The sequence below is a fragment of the Arcicella aquatica genome (assembly GCF_034928825.1).
Lineage (GTDB): Bacteria > Bacteroidota > Bacteroidia > Cytophagales > Spirosomataceae > Arcicella > Arcicella aquatica.
The window spans coordinates 1-17,507 of the sequence record NZ_JAYFUL010000022.1; the positions used below are offsets into that span (position 1 = coordinate 1).

General features: G+C 36.0%; 14 protein-coding genes. 6 read left to right on the plus strand and 8 right to left on the minus strand.

The window, feature by feature from the left end:
• Window positions 1-181: 181 nt before the first annotated feature.
• Window positions 182-1,555 (minus strand): OmpA family protein, encoded by a 1,374-nt coding sequence (locus tag VB264_RS13825; protein ID WP_323250281.1) that lies wholly within the window; start codon window positions 1,553-1,555, stop codon window positions 182-184.
• Between the two features lie 297 nt (window positions 1,556-1,852).
• Between VB264_RS13825 and hisB the strand changes: the two genes are divergently transcribed.
• The gene (gene hisB / locus VB264_RS13830) at window positions 1,853-2,974 is read left to right on the plus strand and encodes a bifunctional histidinol-phosphatase/imidazoleglycerol-phosphate dehydratase HisB (RefSeq protein WP_323250284.1); all 1,122 of its coding nucleotides are present in this window, start codon (window positions 1,853-1,855) and stop codon (window positions 2,972-2,974) included.
• Between the two features lie 318 nt (window positions 2,975-3,292).
• Here the strand turns inward: hisB and hslU are convergent, their stop codons facing one another.
• Both hslU and porQ read right to left on the minus strand, forming a co-directional pair.
• A complete protein-coding gene (hslU, locus tag VB264_RS13835; protein WP_323250286.1) occupies window positions 3,293-4,684 on the minus strand; it encodes an ATP-dependent protease ATPase subunit HslU in 1,392 nt (463 codons plus the stop codon).
• A gap of 54 nt (window positions 4,685-4,738) precedes the next feature.
• Window positions 4,739-5,773, minus strand: coding sequence for a type IX secretion system protein PorQ (porQ, locus tag VB264_RS13840; protein WP_323250288.1), 1,035 nt, complete (start codon window positions 5,771-5,773; stop codon window positions 4,739-4,741).
• A gap of 470 nt (window positions 5,774-6,243) precedes the next feature.
• Between porQ and VB264_RS13845 the strand changes: the two genes are divergently transcribed.
• From VB264_RS13845 to VB264_RS13855, 3 genes are all read left to right on the plus strand, one after another.
• Window positions 6,244-7,800: an acyl-CoA carboxylase subunit beta gene (locus VB264_RS13845; protein ID WP_323250291.1), complete on the plus strand. Its 1,557-nt coding sequence runs from the start codon at window positions 6,244-6,246 to the stop codon at window positions 7,798-7,800.
• Window positions 7,801-7,932: 132 nt separating this feature from the next.
• The gene (locus VB264_RS13850; RefSeq protein WP_323250293.1) at window positions 7,933-9,018 is read left to right on the plus strand and encodes a M42 family metallopeptidase; all 1,086 of its coding nucleotides are present in this window, start codon (window positions 7,933-7,935) and stop codon (window positions 9,016-9,018) included.
• A gap of 450 nt (window positions 9,019-9,468) precedes the next feature.
• On the plus strand, window positions 9,469-10,488 hold the full coding sequence (locus tag VB264_RS13855; RefSeq protein ID WP_323250295.1) for an AraC family transcriptional regulator: 1,020 nt from the start codon (window positions 9,469-9,471) through the stop codon (window positions 10,486-10,488).
• A gap of 159 nt (window positions 10,489-10,647) precedes the next feature.
• Here VB264_RS13855 and VB264_RS13860 read toward each other — a convergent pair whose 3' ends face one another.
• The 3 genes from VB264_RS13860 to VB264_RS13870 all read right to left on the minus strand — a co-directional run bounded on the left by VB264_RS13860 (window position 10,648) and on the right by VB264_RS13870 (window position 13,339).
• Window positions 10,648-10,998, minus strand: a complete 351-nt coding sequence (locus VB264_RS13860) for a DUF4260 domain-containing protein (protein ID WP_323250297.1) — start codon at window positions 10,996-10,998, stop codon at window positions 10,648-10,650.
• 88 nt (window positions 10,999-11,086) lie between these two features.
• Entirely contained in the window at window positions 11,087-12,043 is a 957-nt protein-coding gene (locus tag VB264_RS13865; RefSeq protein WP_323250299.1) for an NmrA family NAD(P)-binding protein, read from the minus strand.
• A 174-nt stretch (window positions 12,044-12,217) separates the two neighbouring features.
• Entirely contained in the window at window positions 12,218-13,339 is a 1,122-nt protein-coding gene (locus VB264_RS13870; RefSeq protein WP_323250300.1) for a redoxin domain-containing protein, read from the minus strand.
• 148 nt (window positions 13,340-13,487) lie between these two features.
• Between VB264_RS13870 and VB264_RS13875 the strand changes: the two genes are divergently transcribed.
• Entirely contained in the window at window positions 13,488-14,270 is a 783-nt protein-coding gene (locus tag VB264_RS13875) for an amidohydrolase (protein WP_323250302.1), read from the plus strand.
• 2 nt (window positions 14,271-14,272) lie between these two features.
• Window positions 14,273-14,911, plus strand: coding sequence for an SGNH/GDSL hydrolase family protein (locus VB264_RS13880; protein WP_323250304.1), 639 nt, complete (start codon window positions 14,273-14,275; stop codon window positions 14,909-14,911).
• 215 nt (window positions 14,912-15,126) lie between these two features.
• Here VB264_RS13880 and VB264_RS13885 read toward each other — a convergent pair whose 3' ends face one another.
• Both VB264_RS13885 and VB264_RS13890 read right to left on the minus strand, forming a co-directional pair.
• Window positions 15,127-16,614, minus strand: coding sequence for a Do family serine endopeptidase (locus tag VB264_RS13885; RefSeq protein ID WP_323250306.1), 1,488 nt, complete (start codon window positions 16,612-16,614; stop codon window positions 15,127-15,129).
• A gap of 302 nt (window positions 16,615-16,916) precedes the next feature.
• The gene (locus VB264_RS13890; protein WP_407654656.1) at window positions 16,917-17,363 is read right to left on the minus strand and encodes an Hsp20/alpha crystallin family protein; all 447 of its coding nucleotides are present in this window, start codon (window positions 17,361-17,363) and stop codon (window positions 16,917-16,919) included.
• Between the last annotated feature and the right edge of the window lie 144 nt (window positions 17,364-17,507).

Genomic DNA, 17,507 nt, shown 5'->3' on the forward strand with positions numbered 1-17,507 from the left:
TTTTTAGCAGAAACAAAATACAGAAAAACCCTGAAAATTGCCAATATTGACACTTTTTCGGGGTTATTTTATTTATAATGTATTGATAATCAAATAATTATATTACTAAAGGGAAGCCAATGATAACCAAAGGGAAATTAAAAAGGCTAACATTTTACAATAATGTTAGCCTTTTTAATGATTATTTCTTTACAACTTTCAATTCTATTCTTCTATTTTTAGCTTTACCCTCTTCGGTAGCATTGCTTGCAATAGGGTTTCTTGAGCCTCTTCCTGCAAAATCAATTCTAGTATCCTTAATACCATTACCAATCAAGATATTTCTAATAGCTACTGCACGTCTGGCTGTTAATCTTATGTTCTGGAGAGAATCACCCGTATTATCCGTAAAAGCTGTTAGCTTAATTTGTACACGTGGATAAGCCAAGATAATTTTGGCTAAATCACTAACAGTTTTGTCAGAACCTGCTGCTAGGGCTGCGGTATTACCTTCAAATCCGATATGATCAAAAGTGAAAATTCTATTGGGAGCAGCAACTGAATCAGATAAGTATCTAGCAAAATTGTAGGTAAAAGAACCATCTGTCAAATCTACTTTTTGACCATTTGGCAAATTCACTCCTATTGTTTTTGTTTCGTTAATGGTATTAGCCGTATCTACTTTAGCAACGGTAGTATCTTTTGATAGGCTATTTGTATCAATGACAGCCCCTGTTACTTCTTCCATATCAGAAGAATCGGTCATCGCAGTAGATGAATTACTAAGGCTTTTCCAGTCGTAAGTGAACGCAAAATATCCTAGTCCAGCGATTACTGCCACGATTAATATAGAAGGCAAAAACCATTTCGGGATTTTCATTGATTCTGAATCCTCACTTTCATAGTTTTTCCCTGAGTAGGTTACTTTCTGTTCTGCCATTGGTTTGGCAGCCACAGGATTATTCACAGAAACAGATTTAATAGGCGCTGCCGGAGCAAACTGTATTGGTTTTATCTCCTGACTCATGAAAACGGCAATACCCAAAGTATCAATCATTTTAGGTTGAAGAGCCTCTGGTGTTTCATCAATCAAATAAGCCTTTTGTTCTAATAAATAATTAGCTAAATGTATTTTATCTAGCCCTTGGCTAATGACCAGCTTCCCTAATTTACCCACAATAATCGGCGCAACGCCAGCCATTATCAACGTAGCAGATGAATTTCTGATACTAGCGTATTGTGAAATCAAGGTAGCGACCGAGCTTTTTTTATCAGGCAAAAGCAAGCTAATTACGCTACTACCCTGTTCAAAAAGTGGGGCAAAACTTTCTTTATCTTTTAAATAGTCACCTAATCTATCATTAATACTTCCATCGTGTTTGCCACGTTGAATAACGTTCATCAAAGTAGTAGCACCTGCTTCATTAGAGACTCTCTTCATCAAACCTCCAATCAATGTAGGGATTAGTCCATCAATAGCCACTTTTACTTTCGCCTCTGTTTCCCCTGTTATATTAGCAATTTTTAATGGAATATCTCCTGCAAACAGCTCTTTAAGTTCTCCAAATAAATTCATACTCTTATTTTTATAATTCTTTTAATGTCGATTCAAAATTACAACCTTATTATTTAAAAAACACTCAAAATATTTTCAATGGCAAATCTTTCCTAAGAATTTCCACTCAATTTTTACAATTTATTCCCTCCCTAAATCTTACTACTTTTGCTTAAAAATAGATTTTTATACAAAAATCAGGCATCCAAAACAATAAACATCAAGCAAATTTGAAAAAAGTGATAAAACTCTAGGATTGTCGTACTAATTTTGTGATTCCCATTTCAAATTCATGATTTTGGAATCATATTATATTTTATGAAAAAAATATTGTTTATTGACCGTGATGGTACTATTATCGTTGAACCTCCAACAGATTTCCAAGTAGATTCTCTAGAAAAATTAGCGTTTCTTCCCAAAGCAATTTCTAATCTTCGCAAAATAGCCGAAGAGGCAGATTTTGAATTGGTAATGGTAACAAATCAGGACGGTTTAGGAACAGACTCTTTTCCAGAAAATACCTTTTGGCCTGCTCACAACAAAATGATGGAAACATTGACTAATGAAAATATTCATTTCGTTGATGTTCACATTGACCATACCTTTGAACACGAAAATGCGCCAACACGTAAGCCAAGAACGGGAATGTTGCAAAAATATTTTGATGAAACCGTTTATGATTTAAAAAATTCTTTCGTTTTAGGAGACAGACTCACTGATGTTCAATTAGCCATCAATTTAGGAGCTAAGGCAATTTATTTAGGCGATGCCCAACCAGAAGATAAAACATTGGAAGAGGCTATCGCTATTACGTCAAAAGATTGGGACGAAATTTATCAGTTTATACGTTTACCAGAGCGTATTGGTAGCATAGAACGTATTACGAAAGAAACACAAATTTGGGTAACTGTCAATTTAGATGGAAAAGGTAAATCAAATATTGATACTGGTTTAGGCTTTTTCGACCACATGTTAGACCAATTAGCGAGACATTCGGGTGCAGATTTGACCATCAAAGTAAATGGCGATTTACATATCGATGAACACCATACGATTGAAGACACAGCTTTAGCTTTGGGCGAGGCTTATTTAAAAGCATTGGGTGATAAAAAAGGAATTACCCGCTACGGATTTTACTTATTGCCGATGGACGAAGCCTTGGTACATGCAGCGATTGACTTCTCAGGAAGAAACTGGATGGTTTGGGATGCTAAATTCTCGCGTGAGAAAATCGGGGAAATGCCTACAGAAATGTTCTTCCATTTCTTCAAATCGTTTACAGATACTGCCAAATGTAATTTGAACATCAAAGCCGAAGCTGATAATGAGCATCATAAAATAGAAGCTATTTTTAAAGCTTTTGCAAAGGCTATCAAAATGGCAACGAAGCGTGAAATCAAAGATTTAGATATTCTCCCTTCAACAAAAGGCGTATTGTAAACCTTATTTTACGTGTTTAGTAGCTAAATTAAACAAAGAATTAATCCCGAATAATCTATATTTGGTAATTCTTAGTTACCTTTGTAAGCAAGAAAAAATCGAATATTTGAACCTTCAAAATCATATAAAAATGTCTGGAACATTATTAACTTGGGCTTTCTTTATCGCACTCATGGGTGCTTCTACTGTTGTAGCTATCAAATTACAAAAAGTTTATAACGAAAGAGGTAAGTAATTAGCCCCAATTTTCTAAAGGTATTGTACCAAAAAGAGCTTCTTGAAATTTTCAAGAAGCTCTTTTTTATGGACATTGATATTTTATAAAATATATTGACTCAAATCTCTGTTTTTTACCATTCCTCCCAAGCGTTCTATTACTAGGTCTTTCCCAATCACTATTTTTTCATTAGGAACTATCACATCGGGTATATCAAACATAATATCGTTTAATAAATGTGACATTACCGTTTGTAAACGCCTTGCTCCGATATTTTCAACTTCTGAATTTACGGCAAAAGCTATTCTCGCAATCTCTGCTAAGGCTTCATCATCAAACGATAATTCTACTCCCTCTGATTGTAATAAAGAAATGTACTGCTTCGTCAAAGCACTTTTAGGTTCTTTTAAAATTCTATAAAAGTCTTCTTCCTTCAAACTCTGTAATTCTACTCTGATAGGGAATCTACCTTGTAACTCAGGAATCAAATCACTCGGCTTTGAAACATGAAAAGCCCCAGCTGCAATAAACAGCACGTGGTCAGTATTAATGACACCATACTTAGTATTCACCGTAGAACCTTCCACAATAGGTAACATATCTCTTTGTACGCCTTCGCGACTTACGTCGGGACCACCTCCGCCACTTCTCGACGAGGCTATTTTATCTATTTCATCAATGAAGATAATCCCTAAGTTCTCAGCTTTTCTGATAGCCTCCTCCTTTACTTCATCCATATCAATCAGTTTTGCGGATTCTTCTTCCAAAAGTACCTTTCGCGCATCAGCGATAGTCATCTTACGCTTTTTCTCTTTTTTGGGTAACATTCCTCCAATCATTTCAGAAATATTCATCATCGACATTTCATCAATTGGTCCACCCATCACTCCAATGTTGGGCGTATTTACACTGCGAACAGCAATATCAATCTTTCGGTTTTCAAGTTCTCCTCTTCTTAATTTTTCACGGAATAACTCTCTGGTTCTTTGGTTCAACTCTTCATCACTTTCAGGTACTTCATTATCAAACCCAACCCTGTCTTGCTTTTTCTTTTTACCTGTTTTGCCCATTGATGGCACCAATGCTTCTACAATAATCTCTTCTACAATTTCAGAGGCTTTATCTTTTACTTCTTCTTTTTTGGCGGTTTGTACTAGGTGAATAGACGATTCAACTAAATCTCTGACCATTGATTCTACATCACGCCCTACATACCCTACTTCTGTAAACTTTGACGCCTCTACTTTTGTGAACGGAGCGTCAGCCAACTTGGCTAATCTACGTGCTATCTCAGTTTTTCCGACACCAGTAGAGCCAATCATTAGGATATTATTGGGTGTAATTTCTTTTTGCATATCTTCTGGAGCATTCATCCGTCTCCAGCGATTTCGAAGTGCAATTGCTACATTTTTCTTGGCATCTTTTTGCCCAATGATGTATTTGTCGAGTTCTGCGACAATTTGTTTAGGAGTTAATGATTCTAAATTTGCCATCTTTTAAACGTTCCACGAATTGGGGATTTAACCAACGTGTAGAACGGTGAATTTTTATTTTATTATTCTGTTTAAGTCACAAACTAAACCAAAACTATTCAAATTTCCTGCGGTATTATAGCCTGAATACCCATAGGAAAAATCCAAGAGTTTGGTGTGTATTAAGAAACCCAAGGAGAACCCAGAAAAGCCACTGATATTCTGTTGACTCAACTCGGCAGCCCTTAAATGATTATACCCTATTAAAGCATGAAAATTTTTATTTAGCAAAATTTCTGTGCCAATGACAAAATGCCTTGCAATTTTATCTGCTATACCTACTTTATTCTCAATGACATTACCATTAAAGTCTTTTTTAATAATAGTTTTATCTAAATATGCAATATCGTATTGATATAAGTGATGAGCCGTAAATGAAAAACGGACTGGCATATATTTAGGTTTAAAACTAATACCTGCTTGTACATCAAAAGGTATATTGCTATTATCAAACGGAGTATAGGCTTTTAATAATGCTCCTATATTTTTTGCACTTATCCCAAGCGTCAATGCTTGGGTAGGATGCTTAAATATAGCACCAAAATCTAACAATAAAGCTACCGCTGAATAACTTTCTATGACAGATGATACATATTTTATACTTCCCCCGAAGGTAATATTGCCTTGAGTCCTAGCACTGGATAATGTAAGTGCTACATCATTAGCGGTAAATTGTCCAAGAATATTTCCAGCAGCATCTGTTAATTGAAAATTGCCATAATTAACCGACTGAACACCTAAAGCAACAATGTTTTTCTTGAAACTTCGACCATAAGCAGCCGTGGTATAATTGATGCCTGCAAAATAAGGAATATAATTTACAGCTAAAAGATTATGCAAAGTAGTATCTAAAAGAGCAGGATTTTGGAAAAGTACATTTATATCTTTATTGGTATAAGAAACATTCATCCCACCCAAAGCTAACGTGACAGGATTGCTGGGAATATTCAAAAAACTGAAGCTTTGATTACCTCCAATCTGAGAAAAACCTTGTCGGGCAATTTGTAGAAAAAATAGTATGAAAAATTTCCAAATGTAATTTTTATTCATGCTTCATTTAATATTTTTTGTCTTTTAATCATAATATTGAAGCTGTTTAAACTTTCCCTTTCGGGTTAAACTAAGTCTTTTAGCATAGCTTGTTCCAAAATTTTCTCAACGTAGCGATGCTATGCTTCCCAAATTTTAAAAAAATCAATTCAAAAATACAATACTTTCACCTCAGAAACGGAACGTTTAAACAGCTTCATTGTTTAACCAAACTACAACCTTATATTGAGTGATATAAAACAATTTTGATAAAAACGAACCAAGATAAGCATTCAATCTAGTATAAGACTATTTATTTATATTTATTATTGTGTAATTTATCAGAATATCGCTAGAGTTTTCATTAAAATACACAAAAAAAATAAAATTATACAAAATCAAGAAACTATATTGTTTTTGCAGGCAATTGCTATTTGAAAGTATATCTTTGATAAGAATTCTAATAAAACAATAGAACAAAATCATTCAAAATGAATACAGGGGGCAATCAAGTAAAATTTGATGAATTAGCAAAGAAAAATACTGAAGCTTTATTGGGTGGAGGTGAAAAACGAATTGAGGTTCAACACAAAAAAGGAAAGCTGACAGCACGCGAAAGGGTAATGTTGCTATTGGATGAAGGTAGTTTTGAAGAGATTGGCAAATTCGTAATGCATCGCTGTAAAGATTTTGGGTTAGATAAAGAATATTACTTGGGAGATGGCGTAATTACGGGCTATGGCACCGTAAATGGGCGTTTGGTCTATGTATTTGCTCAAGATTTTACCATCTTTGGCGGAGCGTTATCCGAAACACATGCGGAAAAAATCTGCAAGATTATGGATTTAGCCATGAAAAATGGTGCTCCTATTATTGGTCTGAATGATTCTGGTGGTGCTAGGATTCAGGAAGGGGTTACTTCTTTGGCAGGGTATGCGGATATTTTTTATAAAAATACCTTGGCTTCGGGCGTAATTCCACAGATTTCAGCCATTATGGGACCATGTGCAGGTGGAGCCGTGTATTCGCCAGCGATAACCGACTTTATTTTAATGGTTGAAAACACCTCTTATATGTTTGTAACAGGCCCAAATGTGGTAAGGACTGTTACCCATGAAGTAATTACTTCTGAAGAATTGGGCGGCGCTTCTACGCATTCTACCAAATCGGGCGTCACACATTTTTCTTGTGCCAACGAAGTGGTCTGTATCAATAACATCAAAAAAATATTATCGTATGTTCCTCAGAACTGCGAAGATAAAGCGCCTTCCCTACCCTATGAAATAGGCAATGAAGAACGAAAAGGCTTGGACGCTATCATTCCAGAAAACCCACATCAGCCTTATGATATCAAGGAAGTAATTGAGCATATTACTGATACCGACTCATTCTTTGAAGTACATAAAAACTATGCTGAAAATATTGTCGTAGGCTTTGCTCGTTTGGCAGGCAGAAGCATTGGTATCGTAGCCAACCAGCCTATCGTAATGGCAGGAGTACTAGACATTCAGGCAAGTCAGAAAGCTGCCAGATTTGTTCGTTTTTGCGATTGTTTCAATATTCCATTATTGGTGTTAGAAGATGTACCCGGGTTTATGCCTGGCACTAACCAAGAATGGGGCGGCATCATCTCTCATGGAGCAAAACTATTGTATGCTTTCTGTGAAGCTACCGTACCAAGAATTACGGTAATTACGCGCAAAGCCTATGGAGGGGCTTATGATGTAATGAATTCCAAACACATTGGTGCTGATATGAACTATGCTTGGCCAACAGCCGAAATTGCGGTGATGGGTGCAAAAGGTGCGGCGGAGATTATTTTTAAAAGAGAAATATCAGAAGCAGAAAACCCAGTTGAGAAATTACAAGAAAAAGTAGAGGATTATACCGAGAAATTTGCTAATCCTTATCGAGCGGCACATCGTGGCTATATTGATGAAGTAATTCAGCCTTCAGAAACGCGTCAGAAATTAATACGTGCTTTTAAAATGTTGGAAAATAAAGTAGCTAATTTACCAAGGAAGAAACATGGGAATATTCCTTTGTAGCTGTGAGCTTTGAGCTTCTTTTTTGCAGGATATTTAACTAAAAATTGATTTTTATCCCCAAAGGCTTTAAAAACCTTTGGGGTTTTGTATTTTTGTAAAAATGACATTTCGAAATATATCAATACTTTAATTATGACTGAAAACGCAAAAACATTTCTCTACGAATACCTTAACAATGCTTCACCAACTGGTTTTGAAGCATCGGGACAACAAATTTGGTTAGACTATATCAAACCTTATATCGACGAAACTATTATTGATGTGTATGGTACAGCTGTTGGCGTGATTAAACCAAACAATGCATCGTTGGCAAAATCTTATAAAGTAGTTATCGAAGCACATGCTGACGAAATTTCTTGGTTTGTAAACTATATCGACGATAATGGTTATATTTTTGTAAGAAGAAATGGTGGTTCTGATGCCGTGATTGCTCCGTCTATGCGTTGTAATTTACACACGAAGAAAGGTATTGTAAAAGGCGTATTTGGCTATCCTGCTATTCACGTGCGTGATTTATCAAAAGACAAAGCACCAACTGTTAATGATATTTTTATTGATTTGGGTGCTGCCAACAAAAAGGAAGTGGAAGAAATGGGTGTTCATGTTGGAACGGTGGTAACTTTTGAAGATGGTTTAACTGAATTGAACAATCGTTATTTCGTAGGGCGTGCATTAGATAACCGCATGGGTGGCTTTATGATTGCGGAGGTAGCGCGTATGCTCAAGGAAAACAAGGTTGAATTACCTTTTACCCTGTATGTAGTCAATGCTGTACAAGAAGAAATCGGTTTACGTGGTGCTGAAATGATTGTAAGACGTTTGAAGCCAGACGTAGCAATTGTTACAGACGTTACCCATGACACACAGTCGCCGATGTATAATAAAAAAGAACAAGGTGATTTAAAATGTGGTGCTGGCCCAGTAATTTGTTATGGTCCTGCTGTACAAAATAACCTACGTGATTTTATTATTGACGTAGCTGAATCTAAAGAAATCAAAATCCAGCGTCAGGCGGTTTCTCGTTCTACTGGTACGGATACCGATTCATTTGCTTATGCAACTGAGGGAGTAGCTTCTGCGTTGATTTCTTTACCATTGAAATACATGCACACGACTGTTGAAACCGTTGCGAAAGACGATGTACAAGCAGTAATTAATTTGATTTACGAATCTTTATTGGCTTTGACTGGCAACGAAGATTGGCGTTATTTGAAGTAGTTTATTAGCTGTAAGCTTTGAGCATTGAGCTGTGAGCTTTTTTTAGGCTAAAAAATAAATCTCATTGCTCATATTAGCTGTCAGCTATGAGCTGTGAGCTGTGAGCTTTTTTTAGGCTAAAAATAAATCTCATTGCTCATATTAGCTGTCAGTTATGAGCAGTGAGCTATGAGCTTTTTTAGGCTAAAAAATAAATCTCATTGCTCATATTAGCTGTCAGCTATGAGCATTGAGCTGTGAGCTTTTTTTTAGGCTAAAAAATTAAATCTCATAGCTCATATTAGCTGTAGGCTATGAGCTTTTTTTAGGCTAAAAAATTAAATCTCATTGCTCATATTAGCTGTCAGCTATGAGCTTTTTTAGGCTAAAAAATTAAATCTCATAGCTCATTGCTCACAGCTCATAGCTCACTACTCATAGCTCATAGCTCACTAATCACAGCTTAACAATATGTCCAACACACTTTCTGTTTCTTCTTTTAACCTAATTCTCTATTCAGCCCAACAAAGAGGTGCTGAATATAATGTGCTGTGCGAAAAAGTAGGATTGACAGCCGATATGCTTCAAGACCCTGACGCTCGTTTACCTATCAGAAAAGTGCAAGAATTATGGAAAGAAGCCGTGGAAATGACGGGTGATGAACATTTAGCATTGCATATTGGGGAATCAATCAATACTGTTGCCGTAGGGATTTTAGCTTACGTAATGATGCACTGCCCTACTCTAGGCAAAGCCTTAGAAAAACTTTGCCAATATCAAGACATCGTTTGTGATGGTTCAAAAACTGAGTTTTATATAAAAGACGATTTGGCTTATGTAACTTTAACACAGTTAAGCGAGGATATGCTTTATCCGCAATATGCTTTTGAATCTGAATTATCTATTTATAATGAAGCCGTAAAAGGTATGCTTGGTAGAGCATTACCCCTTCATGCAGTGCATTTTAATTATCCTGCTTATTCACCACATTTAAGTGAGTACCAACGCATTTTTAAGACTGAGCAGGTACTCTTTGAAAGTGATATTACAGGAATCGTTTTTGATAAAAAGTACTTAGACTATCCTATTCTGAATGCCAATCCAAATCTTTTCCCCTTGTTTGATAAACACGCACAAAGTATTCTGAGTAGCCTTAAACAAGATAATTCTATCAAAGAAAAGGTTAAGAAAGAGATTTTGGACGGACTAAAAGGGGAAGAGCCATCGTTATTTAATATTTCTAGGAATCTGGGCATTGGGTTACGTTCACTACAAATGAAACTCAAAGAAGAAGGAGTCACTTTTCAGCAACTCCTTGATGACATTCGTAAGAACTTGGCTGTTCAACATCTACAAGAAACACATTTAAGCACGACAGACATTGCTTATTTACTAGGATATTCTGAACCAAGTGTGTTCTTTCGTTCCTTCAAAAAGTGGACAGGATATACTCCAAACGTGTATCGCAAAAACCCTAAAATGGTAGCGTGAGTAATTGAGTGAGTGAGTGAGTTAGTGATTTCATTTAAAACCGTGGCGGTAAACCGCTCACAAACCTATTCTATTACTTTTGACTCATTCCTTGGAGTTTTAGTAAGTGTTCCCTCTTTAAAAGCTCATTACTCATCACTCATAGCTCACTGCTAACAGCTACTTCCCTATCTTTCCCAAATGCGTATTCCCAAAACTATCTTCATATTTTAAGCCATAGCCCATCATTCTATCAAAGGCTGAGTGTGCAAATAGAATTGTTCCCACTAATAAAATGATTTGGTTTTGTAGATAGAAACCTAGCACTAACATACTAATGCCTAAGGCTTTATGATGAACAAAATTATATAGCCAAGCACCCACTTTAGTATTAACTAAATAACCTAACATCCCTAAATCTGGTGTAAGTAGCAATGCTGGAAAGTACCACCAAGCAAACTCCAATCGACTGAAAATTAGTATTCCCAACACAAATTCAGCCATTTCTTCAAGTCTTAATATCGTTTTCATAATGTTTTATGTATTTAATATCTGTTTGTTTAAAAGGTAAAATGTTAAACTAAAAAAAATCTCACTATTCAAGGCTTTCCGCTCACAGCTACTTCCCAAGCTCATTCTCCTTAAACCAATCCAACGTTTCAGTAATGGCTTCTTGCAAAGGGGTTTCTTTAAAAGTTGGAAAAATACTTCTCACTTTACTGTCGTCCAGTATTACAGTTCCCTCAAAAAGGTAAAGCATCTCTTTTACTTCTTTCATTACTGGCATAAAAATTCCTAATACTGTAAATAACCATTTGGGATAAACCGTTATCTTTTCTGGAGCATCAGCTGACCTTGAAATTTGGTTTAGAAAACCTTTCATGGTTGGATGTACTTGTCCGCCATAATTATAATTTTCATAAGGTTGCTTAACACCTCTTTGCATCAATCTTACTATCATTTCGGCAGCATCTTTGGTGAAAACCATCTGATGTGGAATATCAACACGAACAGAATAAGGAAGAGCGTTACCATTAATGGCATTTATAAAAATAGGCTTTATACCCGCATTCAATACATTAGGTCCCCAAAAATCTGGCAAACACACATCTAATACTTTACATTTCCCAGTATGGGCGGCATCTTTCAACATCTTCTTTAACTCAACACGCAAAGCTCCTTTTCGGGTGCAAGGATGCTCGGGAGAATCTTCTTTAATTAATGGGGTTTTACCATAATTGTAAACATTCCCAGGAAAAACTATCATTGCTTGATTGAGACTGGCAGCTTCAATAATCTTTGCAGTCACCACATCCATGTTGCCAAACCATTGGTCATAAGGATAATTAATCCCGTGAAAAATATACTTTTTGTCGGCGGCAACTTGTTTTAAAAGGTTCAAATCTTGTGCATCACCTTTGATAATTTCTACATTGTCAAAGTCTTTAAAAAGATTTTTTGCCTTGGCTACATCACGAACAATGATGCTTACTGGAATATTTTTGCGAAGTAAATTTTCGGTAAAAGCATAACCAATACTTCCTGTTGACCCTAGAACTAAGATTTCTGATTGCATGTTTTCTGGTTGTTTAATGATGATACAAAGTTGTCTCAATCCATCGAAATCGTCCTTGACCAATCGTGCAAATAACATGACATTTCACGAAAACCTATTAATAAAATAGCGACTAACCTCATGTTTATTAACATCAGATTAGTCGCCATGTATAATACTTAAATAAAAATAAGCCTAATAATATCTTCCTACCGAAGGGTTATCTACAATGATTCTCTTCATTTCCTGAGGATTAATCGTGCCTTGTTTCTGATACACTACCTTTCCATTCGGTTCAATCAGCAAAGTATATGGCAAAGCTCCTTGCCATTTTGGGTCAATAAGTTCTATCAGTTTGTAGGCATCATCTGAATTAAAAATATAATTTTTGTTAGAAGCCTGTAGTCTTTTCAGCGTTGCCAAAGCTTTATCTTTTTTGTCTGGTTTATCTGCCGAGACAGTCACTAATTCAAAATCTCGTTGTCTAAACATTCTATTGATGGTCATAAAATCAGGCAATTCTGCCACACATGGCCCACACCAAGTAGCCCAAACGTTGATTAATCGTAATTTCCCCGAATCATTTTTCAATAAACTCTTGATACCTGCTTCATCGATTGATTCCAACGCTACGGGTTCTTTTGCCCAATCTACTTTTTCTTGCGCCGCCAATTCTCTTTTACCTCCCCATTTTATCGAGCATCCAAAGGTTTTGGTTCTACTCACCGTTACGGGCTTGTCTGCCAATAATTCATCAAGGGCTTTTCTGGTATCGTGATTTTTAGGCATACCCGTTGGCTTTTCAACATCATCAATTCTGCCTGAGTACCTTAATATTCTTTTTTGATCAAAAATAAAGGCATGAGGCGTAGCCACAGGGCCATATTTTTTAGAAGCTACTTCTGTATCACCATCATACAAATACGGAAAATTGAAATAGTGTTCTTTAGCCCTGATTTTCATATCATTGTAGCTATCGCCCAAATCAGTATAACCCATTTCATCCAAACGCACACTTACGGGGTCGTTTGGTGAAATAGCAATTACTTGCACTCCTTTGGCTTGATAATCGGTCACAAGTTTTTTGATGCGCTCTTCATAAGATTGTGCCGTCGGACAGTGATTACAGGTAAATACCACTACTAAAAGTTTGGCTTTGGCAAAAGAATTGAGTGTATACATTTTGCCATCAGTTCCTTTTAAATTAAAATTAGGAGCAGCAGCGCCAATTGCTAAAGTAGGATGTTCTTCGATATTTTTGAAGCCCAATAATGCTATGCAAATCGTTAATAATGAGAGGGAAAGTATTCTTTTCATAGTTTTTATCAATTGTTTTTTTCTATACAAAAGAAAACACTTTTTCGGACTAATGTATCTTGCTTTGGTTGCTTTATTTGATTGAGCCATAGAAAATCACTATTTTTGATAATAGTCACCCACTATTTCCATTTATAAAGATATATTTATGCAAGACCTTTCAGTAACCCTTATTCAAACGAATTTGTATTGGGAAAACACCACTGCTAATTTGGCGATGTTGGAAGAAAAAATTGCGTTGATTGATACGCCTACTGACCTTATTATTTTGCCAGAAATGTTTAATTCTGGCTTTACGATGAATGTGAAAGAGGTTGGGCAGCCCATGAATTTTTTCGTGCAAAAATGGATGAAACAACAAGCAGCACAAAGCAATGCCGTAGTCACGGGTAGTTTTATTGTAAAAGATGGTAATCAGTTTTTCAATAGATTACTTTGGATGCGACCAGATGGTAGTTTTGAGCAATATGACAAACGTCATTTGTTCAGAATGGGGGGCGAACATCATTATTTTACTGGTGGTACAAAAAAGCTGATTGTGGAATTGAAAGGCTGGAAAATCTGTCCGCTTATTTGTTATGATTTACGGTTCCCTGTATGGTCTAGGAATGTAAATCAAGCATATGACTTATTAATCTATGTAGCCAATTGGCCAGCAGTTCGTTCAAAAGTGTGGGATACCCTCCTACAAGCCCGTGCTATTGAAAACCAAGCTTATGTAGTAGGGCTAAACCGTGTAGGCAAAGACGGGATGGAATTAATCTATTCTGGTAATTCGGCAGTGATTGACTTCAAAGGCAACCAGCTTTTTTATGAAGAAAATATTGAAATTGTAACTACACAGGTACTTCATAAAAAGAGTTTAGCTGAATTCAGAGAGCAATTCCCTGCTTATTTAGATGCGGATAGTTTTGACATTAAAACCAATTGATTATGCAGAAAAAATTACTAACTTTTTCATTGTTGTTAAATTTCTTATTTATCATTACGGGTGGCATCTTGGCATACCAATTTAGGCTAAAACTCTATCGATATTTATTCCCCGTGAAATCAAAAAATATTTTATTAATTGGTGATTCTTTGATTGCACAAGAAAACTGGTCGTTGCTCTTAGGTAGAAATGACGTTTACAGCATAGCTTATGGTGGGGCAATCACTTTGCATATTTTAAAAAACTTAACATTGCAAGTACCCCAAATTAAACCAAAAATTTGTGTGATTGAAGGTGGTATAAATGATTTGCTAGCTGGCGTACCCGAACAACGAATTTTTGAGAACTACCAAAAAATGATTAAAATCCTTCAAGAACAGCAAATTAAAATAGTTGTTCAAGCGGTAGTTTATACGTCGATGTCTGATATTAACAAAGAAATCACACTGCTGAATAATAAATTAACGAGGTTTTGCCAAGAAAATCAATTAGTATTTGTAGATGCTAATTCGTATTTAGCTGAAAACAACCAACTAAAAACACAATATTCATTAGATGGCATTCATTTACAATACGACGCTTACCCTATTTGGGCAAAAGAATTAGCAGGGGCATTGGAAACTCTAGAAGACAAACCATAAAAAAAAGAGGCTGTCCAAAAAGTTTTTACGACCAAATATTATTCTGCGAAAGACCTCATCCCCAACCCCTTCTCCTTCAGAGAAGGGGCTTTTTGAGCTCAAAAGCTCCCCTCTCTGAAGGAGAGGGGTTGGGGGTGAGGTTTCAAACCAAAGAATATTTGGTAATGGTTTTCTTTTTGGACAGCCTCTTTTTACTTCTACTATATAAAGAAATATTAAAGTATCATTAGTACGCGTGTACCGTCAACATCAATACCTTCAAGTCTAACTTTACCTTTGCGATTAGCTAAAACATCTGCTACTTCTTTTGCATCTGTAACAGCTTTGTCATCAATTTTAGTGATAATAAAGCCTTTATCTAATCCTTGATAACCTAATCTACCTTCTGGATCAACGTCTGTGATTTTTGCACCGCCACTCACTTTGAATTTAGTCTTTTCGCTATCAGTTAAGTTTGCAAGCTTAGCACCTAGAAAATCGCTTTTTACAATGTTTCCAGCAATTTCACCTTTCACAATGTTTGTATTACCATCTTTGTTTTTCAATACAACATTGAAATCTTTAAGGTCTCCATCACGGTTTACAGTAACTACTACAGTTTCTCCTGGGCGTTTGCGACCTACCAATTCCATCAATTTAGACATTGATTTGGTTTCGATACCGTCTATTTTTACAATTACATCGTTTACTTTTAATCCAGCAGCTTGTGCAGAACTTCCGCCTGCTGTTGGGAAACCACCAACATACACACCATCGCCTACTTTCAAATCTTTTTCCTCAACCAATTTGGCATTCACTTCAGTAATGTTGATACCTAAGTAACCACGTTGCACATTGCCATATTTAATCAAATCAGCCGCTACTTTTTTAACAATCCCTACTGGTACTGCAAAAGAATATCCTGCAAATTGACCTGTACGGCTATAAATAGCAGTGTTGATACCAATCAGCTCACCTTTTAAGTTTACCAAAGCACCACCAGAGTTACCCGGATTTACGGCTGCATCTGTTTGAATAAATGATTCTAATGGATTAACATCTCCGCCACGGTCGATAATGTTTTGGCGTCCTTTTGCTGAAACAATACCCGCTGTAACGGTCGACTCTAAATTGAACGGATTACCTACAGCCAATACCCACTCTCCTACTCTGATAGCATCTGAATCACCAAAAGTCAAGAATGGTAAATTAGTGCTTTTCACTTGAATTACCGCAATATCCGTAGCGGGGTCAGTACTAATAACTTTTGCTTTTAACTCGCGTTTATCATTCAAAATTACCGATACTTCGTCTGCATCTTGTACTACGTGGTTGTTAGTAACAATATAACCGTCTGAACTAATAATTACCCCCGATCCTGACGCTTCTTGAGGTTCTGCTTGCTGACGACGACCGCCTCCGCCAAAGCCTCCGAAGAATTCTTCAAACGGGTCCATCATTTGACGGCTAACGTTACGTGTCATTTTCGTTTTAATGTGTACTACCGCAGGTGTTGCTTTTTCAGCAGCATAAGTAAATTCACCCGGAGCCCCCGCTGGAACAGCTCCAGCATTTGAAACCATTCGTGTGAAAGCAGAAGGCGTATTGGTAAATAAGGCGTCTGATGATGATTTTTCTAAAAAAAGCTTATAGGCTCCAAGCGTAGTAGCACTACTCAATACTCCGGCTATAGCTAGGTTTTTTACATTACTTTTAATTTCCATGGTTTGTGATATTTTGTTAAATTTTACAAAACAATACAAGAATGAATAAATTTTTAATCTTTAATTCACATCTGCTAATTTAACGCTAAAACTTTTTTTAAGGTGCATTCTTTTAAAGCTTTTTAACATATTTTAAGAAAAATACTTATCCGTAAGTAATCAGCGTTGACCGATGAGTTTTTGCCGAACAATAATATAACATTTTGAGCAAAAAGATTCCTTCTCTAACATTTTTTCTCAGAGAAGGAATCAAAAAAATAATCATGAAGCGAATGGCTAAAATCTTAGCGCAAGCTAGTCTATTAAGCTACCGCAATTTCTTTAACCGCAGGTTTTACTTCTTCTTTTTTAGGAAGTGAAATATTCAATATTCCGTCTGCATAAGTAGCTTCTATTTTTTCTCCGTCTACCGACTTAGGCAAATTGAATGTTCTTTGGAACGAAGTGTAATTAAATTCTTGGCGAGTGTATTGCTCAGTTTTTTCTTCATTTGATTGCTCTTTCTTAGTTGAGATAGTCAAACGATTTTCGTGAAGACTTAATTTAAAATCTTCTTTTTTCAAACCCGGAGCAGCTACTTCAATATGAAATACGCCTTCTGCTTCTTTAACATTGACAGCAGGAATGTTATTATAAGCTAAACTATGTTGATGTTTTGAAGGATACATGGTGTCTATGTTTTTTAAAATGTTATTGAAATCTTCATTAAAAAATTGGAATGCTGGGTTATTGAATCTAACAAGTTTCATGGTTTTATGACGTTTAATGTTTTTTGATTAAATGTTAAAAATGTTTTGTCCTTCTTTATAATAGCTGGACATCCCTTTTATCTCAAATCCCATACCACCCATATTTTAATGACATTTTGTCTTGTATTTTTTATTTTAAATAAT